This window comes from Wenzhouxiangella limi, assembly GCF_010499265.1.
GTDB lineage: Bacteria > Pseudomonadota > Gammaproteobacteria > Xanthomonadales > Wenzhouxiangellaceae > Wenzhouxiangella > Wenzhouxiangella limi.
The window spans coordinates 129739-146984 of the sequence record NZ_JAAGSC010000037.1 but is presented as its reverse complement, the minus strand read 5'-3'; the positions used below and the strand labels follow the sequence as shown (position 1 = coordinate 146984).

Sequence of the window (17246 nt, the reverse complement as noted above, 5' to 3'; positions counted from 1 at the left end):
TTTGCTCAAGTCCCGTCGTGGCCCACAACGAAAAAAAAATCGGACTGACATGAGCGCCAATCCCATCATTTCCATGGCCGGCTACTCGGCCGCTCGCAGCTTCGAGCCCGCCCACTTGTTCGGGAGCGATCCCGACCGAGCCGATCTGTTTGATTTCCTTGTCGGGTTGCAAACCTCGATGGAGATTGCGGTGTTGCTCGAAACCTTCAGCCTCCGATTACAGGCCGACTATGCCCATCGCGGCGTGCGCTTCGAGACGCTGTGGGCCGACGCCGGACAATCTTCGAGCGACTTCATGTTCGGTCAGCTGGACGGACACTGCAAGCGACTGCTGCTCCATGTCGGCGGACAAGAACTGGGCTGGCTGGAGATCTATTCCTCCACACCGCCGGATTCCGGCCAGCAGCGCATCGTCGATCGCCTGCTCGCCTGCCTGATCCATCCGCTGCAAAACGCCATCCGCATTGAGCGCCTCACCCGCCAGGCCATGCTGGACGACCTGACCGGCGTCGGCAATCGACCCGCGCTGATCAAAGCGCTGGGTCACGAAATCGCGCGGGCCGAGAGAAGGGAGGAATACAGCGCGCTGGCCCTGATGGTGCTTGACCTCGACGGCTTCAAGGAACTCAACGATCGCCAGGGTCACCTGGTTGGCGACGAGGGGCTGCGTCAGTTCGCCCGGGTCTTGAGAAAACATCTGCGCGATACCGACCAGCTGTTCCGCTACGGTGGCGACGAGTTCGTGGTGATTCTCCCCGACGCCGATGAAGCTGCCGGTCTCGAGATTGCCGCCCGTCTGGAAGCCCGTGTCGGCGCCGAATGCGTCAAGCCTGCGCTTCGCACCAGTACCGGTGTAGCCCAGTGGAAACGCGGAATGTCGGGCCGGGATCTGTTCCAGGCCGCCGATGCGGCCATGTATGACCGCAAGCAGCAAAAACGGGCCGATCAGACCAGTTCGTCGATCAGATAGCCCAGCACCTCGCTTTCGGTTCGAACGACCTGCACGGCTGCCTCGACGTCGCGCTGGGCCGCCTTCATGTCGACCACGCTGGCGGCAAACCCGGGCGCGACGGGTCCCTGGCTCACTTTCAGCGCCGCCTCGCTGACCCGTTCCATCGCCGCCTGGACGGGACCGGCGGATATATTCACGCTCATGGCTTTTCCTGCCGAGTGATCAGTGGATCACTATAACAGCGGGCACCCGCAGCGCAAAGCAGGTGCCGTCTAAAGCCGTCTCACGTGAATCCAACGCTTCGTGGCATACCCTCGTCCGGTAAACTGAAGGTCGGCGGGACACTCGAAGCGTTTCAGCTCATGCTCCTTATTATTGGTTGGGTCATCGTACTGGTCGTGGTGTTCGGCGGCTTCGTGTTGTCCGGTGGACACATCGCGGCGCTGATCCACCCGGTCAAGATCGTCATGATCGCCGGCGCCGGAATCGGCGCTTTTATCGCTTCCTGCAGTCCCGGCGCGTTAAAAGCGGTCAAAGAAGCGCTGCCCAAAGCGCTCAAGGGCGAAAAATACACCAAGGCGGTCTATACCGAACTGCTGTGCCTGCTTTACGATCTGCTCAACAAGGTACGCCGCGACGGCCTGATGTCGATCGAGGGCGATGTCGACGACCCGGCCGAAAGCGAATTTTTCTCCAAATACCCCAACCTGCTGTCCGAGCATCACCTGATCGATTTCATCTGCGACTATTTCCGGCTGATGCTGTCGGGCTCGATGGACGTCCACGAGCTCGAATCGCTGATGGACCAGGAAATCGACACCCATCACGAAGAGGCCGAAGTGCCGCTGAACCTGCTGACCAAGATGGGCGATTCCATGCCGGCTTTCGGCATTGTGGCCGCGGTCATGGGCGTGGTCATCACCATGAGCTCGCTGCATCTGCCGCCGCAGGAGCTGGGCCCGATGATCGGCGCCGCCCTGGTCGGCGCTTTCGTCGGCATCCTGTTCGGCTACGCCATCGTCGGCCCCATCCCGGTGGCGTTGGAGCACAAGGTCACGGATGAAGCCAAGGCGCTGGAGGCGGTCAAGGCCACGCTCCTGGCCAGCATCGCCGGTGCTCCGCCGGCCGTCGCGGTCGAACACGGTCGAAAGATGCTGTTCAGCGCCCACCGCCCGAGTTTCCAGGAGCTGGATGAAGCCGTTCGCGGACCGCGCTGACGCCTGAGCATGAGCAACGAAAAACCGGTCATCATCAAGCGCGTCAAGAAGGTCAAGGGCCACGCCCACCATGGCGGTGCCTGGAAGATCGCCTATGCCGACTTCGTGACCGCCATGATGGCCTTTTTCCTGCTGATGTGGCTGCTGACGGTGGCGACCGAAGAACAACGTCGCGGCATTTCCGATTACTTTGACAACCCCCTCCAGGTTTCGATGATGGGTGGGGAAGGCGTGGGCGAGCAGACCCGGCCGCTGCCCGGTGGGGGAGAGGACCTGAGCCTGAGCGATGGCGAGGTGCGCTGGGGTGACCCCTTGCCGCAGGATGTCGAGGAAATGTTGCGCGAACAGGAACAAAAAGAGCTCGAAGCGCTGGAAACCACCATCCGCGAGGCGATTGAATCAACTCCATCTTTAAACCAGTTCAGCGAACAGCTGCTGATCGACATCACCGATGAGGGCCTGCGCGTTCAGATCGTCGATAAGGAAAATCGCCCGATGTTCGAGATCGGCAGCGCCCGGCTGCAGCCTTACGCCGCCGAAATCCTGGCCGAACTGGCGGATCTTCTCAACGAAGTCGGCAATCGGGTCAGCATCACCGGACATACCGACGCTGCGCCCTACCCCGGTGGCGCGGTCGGCTACAGCAACTGGGAGCTTTCCAATGACCGCGCCAATACGGCCCGGCGCGAATTGATCGCCGCTGGCCTGGATCCGGACAAGATCCTGCGCATTGTTGGATTGGCCTCGACAGTACCGTTGGACCCGGATAATCTCCTGAGTCCCATCAACCGGCGCATTTCCATCCTCGTGGTCAATCGCCAGACCGAGCAGGCCATCGTGGAAGGGCAGGCCGCGGCAGAAGACTGATGCGGCCTGCCTGGCTGGTGCTCTAGCGCCAGCCGGCGCGATCGAATACCCGTACCGCTTCGGGATTGGTGCGACCGAGCACGTCCATGCCCAGTTCGTCAAATTTCATCTCGCCCAGCGCCTCCAGGGTGGGATGTTTCTCGACACCGTCGACCACCGGGAATTCGTAGGTTTCGTTGGCGAACAGTTCCTGGGCCTGATCCGAGGCCAGGAACTCCAGGAAACGAACAGCATTTTCGCGATTGGGCGCACCGGCGACCACGCCGGCACCACCCACGTTAACGTGTACGCCACGGCCCTCCTGGTTGGGAATGATCAGCGATACTTGCTGGGCCACGGCCCGGTCTGCCGGATCCTCCGAGTTGACCAGGCGCAAATAGTAGTACTGATTGCCAACAGCGACATCGCATTCTCCAGCAGCCACCGCCCGAATCTGATCGGTATCGCCACCTTCGGGCGAGCGGGCCATATTCGCGACCACACCCCGGGCCCACTCCTCGGCCGCTTCGGCCCCGTGGGCCTCGATGATGGACGCCATCAGCGACTGGTTGTAGATGTTGTTTGAAGACCGGATGCAGATGCGGCCTTCCAGCTCCGGCCGGGTCAGATCCTCATAGCTGCTGACCAGGCTCGGGTCAAAGCGCTCGGGGCTGTAGTAGATCACCCGCACACGCTGGCTCAGGCCGAACCACAGCCCCTCGGGATGACGCAGGTAGGCCGGGATTCGATCATTGAGAAACTCCGAATCCACCGGCTGCAGGATGCCGGCGTCTTCGGCCCGCCACAGGCGTCCTGCATCAACGGTCACCAGAACATCAGCCGGACTGGCCATGCCTTCACGGCGAATCCGCTCGACGAGCTGATCGGAACTGCCTTCGAGGACCTGGACCTCGATGCCGGTTTCTTCGGTAAACGCATCGTAGAGCATCTGATCGACATCGTAGTGACGGGCCGAGTAGACATTCACCACCTCCGCCAGCGCGAAACTGCCTGGAACGAGGAATACCAGCAAGGCCACGACGTGAATCAGGCGACGGGATAGAGCAACACTCATAGCTAAGAATCTCCTTGGGGATAAGGCAACGACAATCATTCTCATTATAGTCTCATAACCGCTCTTGGTTTACAAATGATTCTTGTTTGCCTAAACTGGAGGGCCGCCCATGTACGGGGGATAGCGACCGATCCGTCCGGTCGGTTCCTTTCATCGACAGGCCAAACCGCATGAGCCAGACCGCCACTCACGTCGCCGCAAGCGTTTTCAGGCAGCCGCCCATCGACAGCGTGGCCGACCATGCGATGCTTTACATGGAAGGCATCTGTCACGACTTCGGCAACCTGCGCGCGGTCGACCGGGTCACGCTGGATGTCCAGCCGGGCGAAGTGGTTTGCCTGCTCGGACCGTCCGGCTGCGGCAAATCAACCTTGCTGCGCATCGCCGCTTCGCTGGAAGAACTGCAGCAGGGACGGGTCTTCATCAACGGCGAGGACATGCGCTCGGCCTCGGGCCGGCTGGTACCACCCGAGCAGCGCAATGTCGGCCTGATGTTCCAGGACTCGGCCCTGTTTCCGCATCTGTCCGTGCTCGACAATGTCAGCTTTGGACTGGGTCGGCTCGCCGGAGCCGAACGTCGCAAACGGGCGCTCGAACTGCTTGAAACGCTGGGTATGGCGGCTTACGCAGACCGCTACCCGCATATGCTCTCCGGCGGTCAGCAGCAGCGCGTGGCGCTGGCCCGCGCGCTGGCACCCGGTCCCGGCCTGATGTTGCTCGACGAGCCGTTTTCGGCCCTGGATGCCCGGCTGCGCGATCGCATCCGCGACGATACGCTGCACCTGCTCAAAAAAGCCGGCGCCGGCACCCTGCTGGTCACCCACGACCCGGAAGAGGCCATGTTCATGGCCGACCGGATCGCATTGATGAAAGACGGCCGGGTGCTGCAGATGGATCGACCGGTCGATCTGTACTGTCGCCCCAAAGACCCCTTCGTGGCCACGTTTTTCGGCGAGGTCAACCGCATGGAAGGGGTGGTTCACAACGGCGCTGTCGATACCCCGCTGGGTCAAGTCGAGGCGCGCGAACTGCCCGAAGGGACGCCGGTGCTGGTCATGGTTCGTCCCGAGGCCATTCGCGTTGTCGTCGTCGGCCAAGCGCACAAAGGCCATCGCAAGAGCCACGTCATCATGTCGCGGCTGCTCGGCCGCAACAGCATGGTGCACATCTGCCTGCACGATCGCGACAACCGGGAGTTCCACATGCACTCGACCATGCCGGGTGTCTTCCTGCCTCAGGAAAACCAGCAGGTTGAACTGCACCTGGATCAATCCCAGGCTTTTGTCTTCCCGCTGGAGGCAGCCAACGACTAAGCGCCAGGCGCGCTTACGAGTTCGGCATACCGCCACCCGGGCGCGACTTGCGCATCGCGATACTCAGCAGGATCACCGGCACGATTCCCACAACGACGATGCCCAGCGCCGCGGTCGAGGCCTGCGCCAGGCGTTCATCGGAGGCCAGTTCGAAAGCACGCACGGCCAGGGTGTCGAAATTGAACGGCCGCAGGATGATCGTCGCCGGCAGTTCTTTCATGACGTCGACAAACACCAGGATGGCGGCTGCCAGGAGACTGGAGCGCATCACCGGGAGGTGTACCAGCGCCAGCGTCTTGGCGGCCGTCTTGCCCAGCGTGCGCGAGGCAGCGTCCATGTTGGGGGTAACCTTGGTCAGGCTGGCCTCGACCGTGTTGAACGACACCGCCAGAAAACGCACGACGTAGGCATAAACCAGGGCCACCATCGTGCCGGTTAGCAGCAAACCCGGCAGCACGCCGAAATATTCACGCGCAAACAGGTTGATCTGCTGGTCCAGCCACCCCAACGGAATCAGGATGCCGACGGCGATCACCGAGCCCGGAATGGCATAGCCCACCGAAGCCATGCGCGCGGCCGTGCGGGTCAGCGCCCGCGGCTTCAGGCGCACGCCGTAGCCGATCATCACCGCCAGACTGACCGCGACGATTGCCGTCACCGTTGCCAGGATCAGGCTGTTCCAGGCAAAACCCCAGAACCGGCTGCCCATCAATGGATCGCCAACGCGAAAATGCATTTCCAGCAGCAGCGCGGCCGGCACCGCGAAGCCGATCAGGATCGGCAGCGCGCAGGCCAGAAACGCCAGTGTGGCCGCGCCCTTGCCAAGTCGGTACTGCGGCAGCTCGCGATAGCGACCGGTCGTGTGATGAAACCGGGCCCGACGGCGGGAAAAGCGCTCGAGCATCACCAGCACCAGCACGAACACCAGCAGGCAGGCGGCCAGCTGGGCGGCCGCGGCGGCCTCGCCCATGCCGAACCAGGTCCGGTAGATGCCGGTGGTAAAGGTATCGACGCCGAAAAACTGCACCGCCCCGAAGTCGTTGAGCGCTTCCATCAGCGCTAAAGCCACGCCACCGACGATGGCTGGCCGGGCCAGCGGGATCGCCACCGAGGAAAACAGTCGCCACGGTCCGCGTCCCAGCGTGCGGCCCACCTCCAGCGCGCACACCGACTGTTCCATGAACGCCGCCCGGGTCAACAGGTAGACGTAGGGATAGAGCACCAGCGACATCAGCGTGATCGCCCCGCCCAGCGAACGCACGTTGGGAAACCAGTAATCGGCTCGACCCCAATCGAACAGCTCGCGCAGCCAGGTCTGCACCGGCCCGGCAAACTGCAGGAAGTCGGTGTAGGCGTAGGCGATGACGTACGTCGGCACGGCCAGCGGTAGCAGCAGCGCCCACTCGAACACCCGTTTCCCGGGGAAGCGGCACATGACGACCAGCCAGGCCGTACCCACACCGATCAACAGGGTGCCCGCGCCCACGCCCAGCATCAGACCCAGCGTATTGGCCACGTACCGAGCGAGCACGGTTTCGTAGAGATGCGACCACACTTCGCCGGAGGGCACCAGTACGTGCAGAAGTACCGTGATCACCGGTAGCGCGACCAGGCCGGCAACGGCCACGGTCAGGAGCGTCCAGCCGTCTGGCCGGAAGCGGCGGGGCGTCGCGTGCGGCTCGGCGGCGTGTTGAGGCGTGATGGACAAGGAAAAACTCGGGGCGGTTCAAAGCAGAGGAATGATAACGGTTTCCAAATAAGCCCGTAGCGTCGGGCTGCTTTCATGCCACTGCCTTAACCCTCTGGGCTTTATCCTGACGCCCCTTCCCGCAGCATTCTGACCGAGCTTGAATTCCACCCGCACCTGGCCAATTGCCCTGGGTATCTTTCTGATCATGCTGCCGGTCACGGCCGTGGTGCCGCTGCTTTTCGAACTCACAGAAGGCCGGTTTCCCGGAAGATCCGAACTGGACCGGCACCTGTTCATGTCGGCCAACATGGCCGGCTCTCTGCTGGTTGCTCTGTTCGCCGGCCTGGTCTCCGACCGCCTGGGCCGCCGCAAGCTGCTGGTGATACCGGCGCTGTTTGTTTATGGCGGCTGCCTGCTGCTGATGTACGGGCCCTGGCCTTATCCGGTGCAGCTGGGCCTGCGCTTCGTCGAGGGCGCCGCCCACATGACCGCGCTGGTGCTGGCCATGACCATGATTGCTGACCAAGCCGCCGGGGCGCAAAAAGGCAGGGCCATGGGCATGGCAGGCGCGGCGCTGAGCCTCGGCGTTGCCGCCGGCACGGTATTGGGCGGGCGCATCGGCTCGGAAGCCGCCACCAGCGTGTTTCTTTTCGGCGGTCTGCTGATCATGGCGGTTGCCATCACGGCAACGCGAATCCTGCACGACGTTGAACTGCATCGCTCGGCCGAACGGCTCGGCGATATGGCCCGGCTGGCGCTGCAGCACCGGGCCTTGCTCGTTCCCTACGCCTTTACCTTCGTCGACCGGCTGACGGTGGGCTTCATCATCTCCACCGTTTCGCTGTACTTCGCCACGGCTCTTGACTTGCCGCCGGCCGGGATCGGTCTGGCCATGGCCGCGTTTTTACTGCCCTACGCGGTGTTGACCTATCCGGCCGGCCTGCTTTGCGACCGCTTCAGCCCCGTGGTGTTGATGGCGGCAGGCAGCCTGGGTTACGGATGTTTCCTGATCGGACTGGGCTTCACCGGCGCCGATCATCTGATTCCGGTCATGGCCGGCGGCGGGATCATCGCCGCCCTGATGCTGGCGCCATCGCTGGTGCTGACCGTTCGCCTGGCCGGCGCCGCCCAGGCCACCGGCATGGGCGGCTTCCACCTGACCGGCTCGCTGGGCTTCATGCTCGGACCCCTGCTGAGCGTGGCCCTGCTAACGTCGCTGCGCGCGCTCGACCTCGAGCCTTATCCAGCGGTTTTCGTGGTCTTCGGCCTGTTCGAAATTGGTTGCGTGGTGCTGTTACTGCCCTGGCTCTGGCGTCTTCATCACGGCGGGCGCGAAAGCGTGCCGGCGTCGTGAAGAAAAAAGCGCCGCGGCGCCGGCTTTTGCAAACTCATTGCGAATCGGATCAAGGCGCTTGGATTCGAATCAGCGATACTGGACGGCATGATCATTCAATCGCTGCTCGACACCGACATCTACAAGTTCTCGATGATGCAGGCGGTGCTGCACCAGTTTCCCGGCGCGGAGGTGGAATACCGCTTCCGGTGCCGCACCGAGGGCGTCGACCTGCGGCCGCTCAAAAGCGAGTTGGAGCGCGAAATCGCCCACCTGTGCAGCCTCAAGCTTGCGCCCGAAGAACTGAATTTCCTGAGCAGCCTGCGCTATCTCAAGTCCGACTTCATCGAGTTTCTGCGCCTGTTTCACCTCCAGGCGCGATTTATCGACATCGGCGAACAAGATGGCCAGCTCAGCCTGGTCATCCGCGGCCCCTGGCTGCACACCATCTTGTTCGAGGTCCCGCTGCTGGCCATCATCAGCGAGCTCTACGCCCGCCATGCCCACCCCGACCATGACCTGGACGAGGGCCGGCGACGGCTGAGCGAGAAGATCGAACAGGTGCAAGCCCTGGACCGGCCAGACGAGTTCATCTTCGCCGACTTCGGAACCCGCCGGCGCTATACCCGAGCCTGGCACGATGAGGTCGTCACCACCCTGGCCGGCGAGATCCCCGCCAGCCTGCGCGGCACCAGCAACGTCCACCTGGCGCGCATCCTAGGGCTGGTGCCGATCGGCACCATGGCCCACGAGTTCATCCAGGCCTGCCAGGCGCTGGGTCCGCGCCTGGCCGAGACCCAGCGCTTTGCTTTCGAGGTCTGGGCGCGCGAGTACCGGGGCGATCTGGGCATCGCGCTGTCTGATACCTACAGCCTGAAGGCCTTTCTGCGCGACTTCGACCTGTATTTCTGCAAGCTCTTCGACGGCGCGCGCCAGGACTCCGGCGACCCCTTCGCCTGGGGCGAGGCGATGCTCGAGCACTACCGCGCCAACCGCATCGATCCGAAAACCCGCAACCTGGTGTTTTCCGACTCGCTCACGATCCCCAAGGCGGCCGCGATCTGGCAGCGCTTCCGCGACCGCATCAACGTCACCTTTGGCATCGGCACCAACCTGACCCACGACACCGGCGTCGAGCCGATCAACATCGTTATCAAGATGACCGAGTGCAACGGCCAGCCGGTGGTCAAGCTGTCGGACTCCCCGGGCAAGGTGGTCTCGACCAACCAGCAGTACCTGGCCTGGGTGCGCCAGGCATTCGATACGCCGGAGCCGGAATAAGGCCGACGCCGGGAGCCGACCTGTCAGGGCTGGCGATGGGGCGTGAACAACGGCTGGCCGGCAATCCGGAAATCGGCAATGCGCTGCTGGCCTTCATCGGAGAGCAGCCAGTCGATGAACGCCTGGGCCATCTCGCTCTTGACATTCGGGCAGCGTCGCTCATTGACCCGGATCACCCCATACGGATTAAACAGCGCCGGATCGCCCTCGACCAGGGTCGTCATTCGACCGCGGTTGCCGAAACTCAGCCAGGTGCCGCGGTCGGCCAGGGTGTAGCCATCCATGGCGCTGACTATATTCAGGGTCTGGCCCATGCCGGCGCCGGCCTCGCGATACCAGCTGCCGGCAGCCGCGGCCCATTCGATCCCGGAGGCTTCCCACAGCCGCAACTCTTTTTTATGCGTCCCGCTGTCGTCGCCGCGCGACACGAACGGCACTCGAGCCTCGGCAATACGGGCCAGCGCCTTTGCCGCACTGTCGAGTTCGGCAATCCCGGCCGGATCGCTCTCGGGGCCGACGATGATGAAATCATTGTGCATCAGCGAATGGCGCTCGAGCCCGTAACCGGCGGCAACAAACTCTTCTTCCGCCTCCGGGGCATGGACCATGACGACGTCGGCATCGCAGCGTCTCCCATACTGCAGCGCCGCACCCGTGCCGACCGCGATCACGCGCACTTCGAACCCGGCCTGCTTTTCGAAGGTCGGCAGCAGATGGCCAAACAGACCGGAGTTTTCGGTCGAGGTGGTCGAGGCAACAAGGATGAAATCGCTCGCCCGGGCCGGCCCAATCACACCCGAACCCAGGGCGAGGGCAGCGGCAATCAATAACAAGCTGCGGAAAAACATGCTGACGAAATCCTGATTGGCCGACCACTTTGGACTGGACGCTGGGGGCAGGCGTTCCCAAGGTACGAGTATATCGGGCCATGGAGGCTCAAGAGAAGGCCAGCGTCTACAACCCATCGATAAGCTGATGGTTAACATGAGAAGATAGCAGGCATGAACGAAAGAACAAACGGTCAAACCCGCTGGGCGGCGATCGGGTTGCTTGCAATCGCCATTCTGATTTTCGCCGTCTACAAGAGTCTTCAGCCTGATCGGCTGGACCTGCCGGATTTCGGCGAGATCGAGCAGGTCGAACAGCGCAAGACCGCATTCTTCGAGTTCCTGGCACCGATCGTGGCCGAGGAAAACCAGCGCGTACTGGCGCAGCGCGAGCGTCTGCTTGCTCTGGCCGAAAGCCTGGAGGCCGGTGAGCGCCTGCCGCCGCTGCACCGTCGCTGGATGCGCGACCTGGCTCGAGAGTACGAGCTGGAATGGCCGGGCGAGTCGCGCGAGGAAACGCTTTCGGCACTGCTGCGCCGGATCGACACCGTCCCGCTGCCGCTGGCCCTGGTGCAGGCGGCCAAGGAATCGGGCTGGGGCCTGTCGCGCTTTGCCCGCGAGGGCAACAACCTGTTCGGCCAGTGGTGTTACAGCCCGGGCTGCGGCATCGTCCCGGCCCAGCGCGCGGCCGGCGCCCGCCACGAGGTCGCCGCCTTCGACTCGGTGCGCAAGGCCGTGCGGCGCTACGTCAACAACCTCAACACGCACGAATCCTATCGGCCGCTGCGCGAGCTGCGCCAGGCCGAGCGGCTGGCCGGCAGGACGCCGACCGCGCTGAACCTGGCCGACGGACTGATCCTGTATTCCGAGCGCCGCGAGGCCTATGTCGAAGACATCAGGGCCATGCTGCTGGCCAACCGGGACCTGATTGTTGAGGCTGCCAAGGGGGCCGAAGGCGCCACGCGGTTCGCTGGAGAGAACCGGACATGATCCGTTGTGCCTGCATCGCCCTGGTGCTGGCCGGCGCGCTGTGGTCGGGTTCGGCCACGGCGGCCGTGGTGCTGGTCTATCACCACGTCAGCGATCAGACCCCGCCGTCGACCAGCGTCACCCCGGCACGCTTCGCGGCCCACCTGGACTATCTGGACGAAAACGATTTCGAGGTCTGGCCGGTCGAGCGCCTGCTGGCGGCGGCCATAGACGGGGCCGAGAGGCTGCCCGAGCGGGTGGTCGCCATCACCTTCGATGATGCCTACGCATCGGTTCATCGCACCGCCTGGCCGATGCTGCGCGAGCGCGGCTGGCCGTTTGCGGTGTTTGCCAACACCGACGCCATCGACGCCGGCCACGCGCCCTACATGGACTGGGAGGCACTGCGCGAGCTACATAATGACGGCGCAAACATCGGCAACCACAGCGCCAGCCATGCCCACCTGATCGCGCGCCAGCCCGGCGAAAGCGCCCGGGCCTGGCGAGAGCGCGTGCGCGCCGATCTCGACCAGGCCCGGCAGCGCATCAGCGAAGAAATCGGCCTCGAGCCTGAGATTTTCGCCTATCCCTACGGCGAGGATTCGTCGGCGCTGGCCAGGCTGGTGGGCGAGGATCACGAATTCGCCCTGGTCCAGCGCTCGGGCGCCGTGGGCGCCCACACCGACCCGCTGACCGTGCCGCGTTTTCCCATGGCCAGCGGCTTCGACAGCATGGAGCGCTTCAGGCTGGCCGTGCATTCGCGCGCCCTGCCGGTCACCTCCGCTGAAGCCTCTCCGCCCGGCGACGGCGTGCGCGATCCGGTTCAAAGCCTGCGCCTGATCCTTGCCGAAGGTGACTACCGCGCAGGTCAGATCGCCTGCTTCTCCAGCGCCGGCGCGCGGCTGGAGACGCGGCTGGCCGAAGGACCCCCGCACCGTCTGGACATCGCCGTCGACGGCCAGGGCTCGGTCGGCCGCAACAAGATCAACTGCACCGCCCCGGCCGCCGACGGCAGCGGCGATTTCTTCTGGTACTCGTTCCAGTGGGTACAAGAGGCGGTGCTCGACTGAACCAGCCGCCGGCAGAGTCAGCGTAGCGGATTGCGAGCCGCCAGCGCCCTGCCTATACTCGCAGACCCGCCACCGTCAATAGCCCATCCATGACCCTGTACCGCCTGCTCCTGCCGATCTTCTGTCTTGCCCTGAGCCTGCCGGCCTGGGGCCAGCGCACGCCGCGCGAGGTCTCCGAAGCCGAAGCCTGGGCGGTGCACGAGCGGGTGCTGACCATCGACACCCACGTCGACATCGCGCTCGGCTATGCCACCCACCGGCTCGATCCCGGCGGTTTCACCCGGGCCCAAGTGGATCTGCCCAAGATGCGCGCCGGCGGGCTCGACGCGGCCTTCTTCGTCGTCTACGTCGGCCAGGGACCGCTGACCGAAGCGGCTTACCGCAGCGCGCGCGAAGCCGCCGAGCGGGGATACCGGGCGATCGAGCGGATGGTGCGGGGCTATCCGGACCAGATCGGCCTGGCCCGAACCGCCGACGAGGTCGAGGCCATCCACGCCAGCGGGCGGCGGGTTGCGCTGCTGGGCATGGAAAACGCCTATCCGCTGGGCACTGCCACCGATGACGTTGCACTATGGGCCGAGCGCGGGGTGCGCTACGTCGGCCTGACCCACATGGGCCACAACCAGTTTGCCGGCAGCTCCAATCCGCGCGCCGAGCTTGGCGATGATGAGCATGACCCCGGCCTGAGCGAACTGGGCGGCGAACTCGTTCGGGCGCTCAACGATCACGGCATCCTGGTTGATGTCTCCCACGTCGGCAAACGCTCGATGCTCGAGGCCGTGGCGCGATCGCGCGCTCCGGTCATCGCCTCACATTCCGGCGCCATGGGCCAGTTCGCCAACGCCCGCAATCTCGACGACGAGCAGCTCAAGGCCATCCGCGACAACGGCGGCGTGGCCCAGATGGTCGCCTTCCGCAGCTACGTCGCTGCGGTGCATCCAGACATCGAGCGCGGCCAGGCGGCGTTGCGCGAGCGCTACCTGGCCGACGGCTGGGGCAATGCCAGCGCAGCCGAACAGCAGGCCTACCGCGACGGACTGGCCGCGCTCAGGCGGGCCCATCCGGACGTCACCCTGGCCCAGTTTGTCGACCACATCGACTACGCGGTCGACCTGATCGGCATCAACCACGTCGGTATCGTCGCTGATTTCGACGGCGGCGGCGGTGTGAAGGGCTGGGACGATGCCTCCGAAACCGTCAACGTGACCCGCGAACTGCTGCGCCGCGGCTACGACGAAGACCAGATCCGCGCCCTGTGGGGCGGCAACGTGCTGCGCGTCCTGCGCGCGGCCGAAGCCGCCCAGGCCCAACGAAGCGCGCCATCTCCGACAGCCAAGCAGGGGAAATGAGGTCGGCACAGCGATCGATTAGGGCCTCGATTCCGGCTGGTGGCCGGCGCATCCATCACTCTTGAGAAGCGCGTTGGCGCAGGCGCCGCGCGACAACCCCGCGCTGCGGCGCAAACAGAAATGCCAGCAGGAAAAAGGCGGTGGCGACCAGCACGATGGCGCCGCCCGAAGCGACGTTGAAGCGAAACGCCAGAAACAGGCCGAGCACCGCTGAGACCACGCCGATCAGGGTTGCCAGCATCATCATGACCGGCAGACGGTTGACCAGCAGGTAGGCGGTCGCTCCGGGGGTGATCAACATGGAGACCACCAGAATGATGCCCACGGTCTCCAGACTGGCGACGATGGTCAGCGTCAGCAGCAGGATCAGCCCGTAGTGAATCACGCGCGTATTGAGGCCCAGCGAGCGCGCCTGAACCGGGTCGAAAGCGTAGATCAGCAGCTCTTTGTAAAACAGCAGGACAACGGTCAATGTCACCGCCCCGGCCGCCAGGGTCAGCATCAGCGCGGGGTAGCGCACGCCCAGCACGTTGCCGAACAGGATGTGCATCAGGTGCGTGGAGGTGGCGATCTGGCTGATGATGACCACCCCGAGGGCGAACGCGGCGGTGAACATCAGGCCCATGGCTGCATCGGACTTGATGCGGCTGTTGCGCTCGATCACGCCGATGCCCAGCGAGGTCAGCGCCCCGGTCGCGAACGCGCCGATGAAGAACGGCCAGCCCAGCAGGTAGGCGATCGCCACGCCGGGCAGCACGGCGTGGGAAATGGCATCCCCGAGCAGCGCCCAGCGTTTGAGAATCACGTAGCTCGACAGCAGGCCGCAGACGGCGCCGACCACGATCGAGGTCAGCAGGGCCCGCTGCATGAACGCGTACTGGAACGGCTCGGCGAGGGCTTCGGGCAGCAGGTTGACCAACACCATCAGCCCGGCGATAAGGAAATCAATGATCGCCTCTGCGGGCGCAAGGAATGAGACCCTCATGTCGATTCGAGGGGTTCGGGCCGAGCCGCGCTGGAGGCGTGCTCGCCCAGCCAGGCGGACGTGGCGGTGAAGGCCAGCTGGTCGTCGGTCAGCACCGTCTTCGGATCGCCGGCGTCAATGACCCGCCGGTTGATGAGAACGGCAAAGTCCGTGTCCCGCCGGGCGCCGGCGATATCGTGCGTCACCATCACCACCGTGCGGCCCTGATCGCGGGCCTGATGCAAAACCTCCATGATCAGCGCCTCGCTGCGCCGATCCACCCCGACCAGGGGCTCATCGAGCAGCAGCAGCCGGGCGTCCTGGGCCAGGGCCCGGGCCAGCAGCACGCGCTTGCGTTGGCCGCCGGACAAAGTGTCGATCGAGCGCTGCTCGGCCTGGTCCAGGTCGACGGCCGCCAGCGCCTGGTCGACCGCATGCCGATGGCGGTCGGGCACCATTGGAATGGGGAGAAAACGGCGCCAGCCGTCCTCGATCCGGATGCGGCCATAGCGCCCGGACATGACCACGTCGCGCACCGACAGCGGGAAGTCCCAATCGACCTGCTCTTGCTGGGGCATGTAGGCGATCCGGCCACGGCGGCGCTGGCGTTCGGCCTGTTCGCCGAAAATGCGCACCGTGCCGCGGCTGGGTTTGAGACTGCCGACCAGGGCCCGCAGCAGGGTCGACTTGCCGGCGCCGTTGGGCCCGACCACGCTGATCACACGAGCTGCCGGCAGCGACAGTTCGACCTGGTCCAGGGCGACCGCCGAGCCGTAGGTCACCGACAGATCCTGGATCTGGATCGCCGGCGGCGTTTCCGGGCGCGTTTTAGCCGTCATCCAGCAACGCATCGCGAAGAACCCGGACATTCTCGCGCATCATGCCGCGATAGCTGCCCGCCGGGGTGCCAACCTCACCCAGGGAATCGACGTACAGCGGGCCGTCGTAGGGCACACCGGTATCGGCCGAAACGCTTTCCACGGTGCGGCTGGAGACGGTGCTCTCCCAGAACAGCGCCGGCGGCCGGCGCTGGTCGATGAGATCAATGATGCGCATCAGCTGGCGCGGGGCGCCCTCGCTTTCGGCGTTGTTGCCCCAGATACCGTCGTGGAGAAAATCGAAGGCCTCGGCAAAGTAGACGAAGGCGGCCTCGCTGCTGATCAGCACCCGCCGCTCGGGCGGGATCACGTCAAGCGCATCGGCCATTTCCCGATAAAGGTCGTCCAGTTCCTCACGGTAAGCCTTGGCATTGGCGCGAAACGTCGAGGCCCGGTCCGGTATCACCCGGGACAGTTCCCCTGCTATCGCGACAACGTATTCGCCGGCCCGGCGCGGGTCCATCCAGGCATGCGGATCGGCCTGGCCGCGGTAGTCGCCGGACACGATCGGCAGGGTCTCGACCCCGCTTTCGGCCGCAACACTCACCACCGCCACATCCGCGCCAACGACCGCCCGCACCTGGCCCATCCACTGTTCCAGTTCAAGGCCGTTGTAGAACACCAGTTCGGCCTGCTCCAGGGCCCGGAAATCACCGGGTCGGAGCTCGTATTCGTGCACCTCGGCACCGCGGGGCGTCAGACTCACGATCTCGGCGTGTTCGCCGGCTACCCGCGCGACAAAATCCTCAAGAACGCTGAAGGTCACAACAACCGTCGGTCGGTCTTGCGCCCAGCCAAGGGGTGACAACAGCGAGGCCAGCAGCAGGATCAGGAATCGGCGCGTCATGATCAGTTTCAAGTCCCGGCTTTCCATTCTGTGTCCGCGGGTCAGAAAACGCAGCCTAAACCAAGAAAGTCGCCCTATGCAAAATTTTTTAGCACTCGCTAAGTTTGTCGATGGATTGTGGCCGGCAATGGCGTCGGCTAAGATGGGGTCAATGAGTCGATCCGAACCCCTGCGCTCCCGCAACGCTGAACAAAAGGCCACCGACGTGCTGCCACCACCAGAACAGCACGCGCGCCAGTACGCGGCCGTTCGCAGCGCCCATGAAACCGAGCTGATCGAGGACTACGTCGAGTTGATCGGCGACCTACTCGAGCACAGCGGGGAAGCGCGCGCAACCGACGTCGCAGCCAGAATGGGCGTCAGCCAGGCCACGGTGGCGCGGATGGTGCGTCGCCTCAACGAACTCGGCTACGTCAGCAACGAACCCTACCGATCCCTCTTTTTGACCGAGGAAGGCCGCCGGATGGCGGCGTGGTCGCGCGAACGCCACGCCATCGTGCTGCAGTTCCTGCGCGCTCTGGGCGTCGACGATGCCACCGCGCGCATCGACGCCGAAGGCGTGGAACACCACGTCAGCGAAAAGACCCTGGAATTGATGCAGCGGTTCGCGAACGAGCGCGACCGCGGCACCTGAA

Annotated in this window: 17 protein-coding genes; 10 read left to right on the top strand and 7 right to left on the bottom strand. The window is 64.4% G+C overall.

What is annotated here, in order from left to right:
* Positions 1 to 49: 49 nt before the first annotated feature.
* Positions 50 to 970 (top strand): GGDEF domain-containing protein, encoded by a 921-nt coding sequence (locus G3I74_RS05570; RefSeq protein ID WP_164210590.1) that lies wholly within the window; start codon positions 50 to 52, stop codon positions 968 to 970.
* Here G3I74_RS05570 and G3I74_RS05565 read toward each other — a convergent pair.
* Entirely contained in the window at positions 946 to 1155 is a 210-nt protein-coding gene (locus G3I74_RS05565; protein WP_164210589.1) for a hypothetical protein, read from the bottom strand. The genes G3I74_RS05570 and G3I74_RS05565 overlap by 25 nt on opposite strands.
* A 159-nt stretch (positions 1156 to 1314) precedes the next feature.
* Here G3I74_RS05565 and motA point away from each other — a divergent pair, with 159 nt between their 5' ends.
* On the top strand, positions 1315 to 2169 hold the full coding sequence (motA, locus tag G3I74_RS05560; RefSeq protein WP_164210588.1) for a flagellar motor stator protein MotA: 855 nt from the start codon (positions 1315 to 1317) through the stop codon (positions 2167 to 2169).
* A gap of 9 nt (positions 2170 to 2178) precedes the next feature.
* Positions 2179 to 3036 (top strand): flagellar motor protein MotB, encoded by an 858-nt coding sequence (gene motB, locus G3I74_RS05555; RefSeq protein WP_164210587.1) that lies wholly within the window; start codon positions 2179 to 2181, stop codon positions 3034 to 3036.
* Positions 3037 to 3058: 22 nt separating this feature from the next.
* On the opposite strand, the gene G3I74_RS05550 is transcribed toward motB, so the two are convergent.
* Positions 3059 to 4090: an extracellular solute-binding protein gene (locus G3I74_RS05550; protein WP_164210586.1), complete on the bottom strand. Its 1032-nt coding sequence runs from the start codon at positions 4088 to 4090 to the stop codon at positions 3059 to 3061.
* A 170-nt stretch (positions 4091 to 4260) separates the two neighbouring features.
* Here G3I74_RS05550 and G3I74_RS05545 point away from each other — a divergent pair, with 170 nt between their 5' ends.
* On the top strand, positions 4261 to 5403 hold the full coding sequence (locus G3I74_RS05545; protein ID WP_239056623.1) for an ABC transporter ATP-binding protein: 1143 nt from the start codon (positions 4261 to 4263) through the stop codon (positions 5401 to 5403).
* A gap of 13 nt (positions 5404 to 5416) precedes the next feature.
* Here the strand turns inward: G3I74_RS05545 and G3I74_RS05540 are convergent, their stop codons facing one another.
* Positions 5417 to 7111: an ABC transporter permease gene (locus tag G3I74_RS05540; protein ID WP_203594567.1), complete on the bottom strand. Its 1695-nt coding sequence runs from the start codon at positions 7109 to 7111 to the stop codon at positions 5417 to 5419.
* A 139-nt stretch (positions 7112 to 7250) separates the two neighbouring features.
* On the opposite strand from G3I74_RS05540, the gene G3I74_RS05535 reads away from it, so the two are divergent.
* The gene (locus G3I74_RS05535; protein ID WP_239056621.1) at positions 7251 to 8447 is read left to right on the top strand and encodes an MFS transporter; all 1197 of its coding nucleotides are present in this window, start codon (positions 7251 to 7253) and stop codon (positions 8445 to 8447) included.
* Positions 8448 to 8534: 87 nt separating this feature from the next.
* Positions 8535 to 9707 carry a nicotinate phosphoribosyltransferase gene (gene pncB / locus G3I74_RS05530; protein WP_164210585.1) on the top strand — a complete coding sequence of 391 codons (1173 nt, stop codon included), beginning with the start codon at positions 8535 to 8537 and terminating at the stop codon, positions 9705 to 9707.
* 23 nt (positions 9708 to 9730) lie between these two features.
* On the opposite strand, the gene G3I74_RS05525 is transcribed toward pncB, so the two are convergent.
* Entirely contained in the window at positions 9731 to 10555 is an 825-nt protein-coding gene (locus G3I74_RS05525; RefSeq protein ID WP_164210584.1) for an ABC transporter substrate-binding protein, read from the bottom strand.
* Between the two features lie 153 nt (positions 10556 to 10708).
* On the opposite strand from G3I74_RS05525, the gene G3I74_RS05520 reads away from it, so the two are divergent.
* The 3 genes from G3I74_RS05520 to G3I74_RS05510 all read left to right on the top strand — a co-directional run bounded on the left by G3I74_RS05520 (position 10709) and on the right by G3I74_RS05510 (position 13922).
* Positions 10709 to 11524, top strand: a complete 816-nt coding sequence (locus tag G3I74_RS05520) for a glucosaminidase domain-containing protein (protein WP_164210583.1) — start codon at positions 10709 to 10711, stop codon at positions 11522 to 11524.
* The gene (locus G3I74_RS05515; RefSeq protein ID WP_164210582.1) at positions 11521 to 12573 is read left to right on the top strand and encodes a polysaccharide deacetylase family protein; all 1053 of its coding nucleotides are present in this window, start codon (positions 11521 to 11523) and stop codon (positions 12571 to 12573) included. Before G3I74_RS05520 ends, G3I74_RS05515 begins: the two co-directional genes overlap by 4 nt.
* Positions 12574 to 12662: 89 nt before the next feature.
* Positions 12663 to 13922, top strand: coding sequence for a dipeptidase (locus G3I74_RS05510; protein WP_164210581.1), 1260 nt, complete (start codon positions 12663 to 12665; stop codon positions 13920 to 13922).
* Between the two features lie 55 nt (positions 13923 to 13977).
* Here the strand turns inward: G3I74_RS05510 and G3I74_RS05505 are convergent, their stop codons facing one another.
* The 3 genes from G3I74_RS05505 to G3I74_RS05495 are packed head-to-tail and all read right to left on the bottom strand — an operon-like array spanning position 13978 to position 16611.
* Positions 13978 to 14907 carry a metal ABC transporter permease gene (locus G3I74_RS05505; protein WP_164210580.1) on the bottom strand — a complete coding sequence of 310 codons (930 nt, stop codon included), beginning with the start codon at positions 14905 to 14907 and terminating at the stop codon, positions 13978 to 13980.
* The gene (locus G3I74_RS05500; protein ID WP_164210579.1) at positions 14904 to 15725 is read right to left on the bottom strand and encodes a metal ABC transporter ATP-binding protein; all 822 of its coding nucleotides are present in this window, start codon (positions 15723 to 15725) and stop codon (positions 14904 to 14906) included. The genes G3I74_RS05505 and G3I74_RS05500 overlap by 4 nt, the downstream gene beginning before the upstream one ends.
* Positions 15715 to 16611, bottom strand: coding sequence for a metal ABC transporter solute-binding protein, Zn/Mn family (locus tag G3I74_RS05495; RefSeq protein WP_203594566.1), 897 nt, complete (start codon positions 16609 to 16611; stop codon positions 15715 to 15717). The genes G3I74_RS05500 and G3I74_RS05495 overlap by 11 nt, the downstream gene beginning before the upstream one ends.
* Positions 16612 to 16762: 151 nt before the next feature.
* Here G3I74_RS05495 and mntR point away from each other — a divergent pair, with 151 nt between their 5' ends.
* The gene (gene mntR / locus G3I74_RS05490) at positions 16763 to 17245 is read left to right on the top strand and encodes a manganese-binding transcriptional regulator MntR (RefSeq protein ID WP_164210577.1); all 483 of its coding nucleotides are present in this window, start codon (positions 16763 to 16765) and stop codon (positions 17243 to 17245) included.
* Position 17246: the final 1 nt, after the last annotated feature.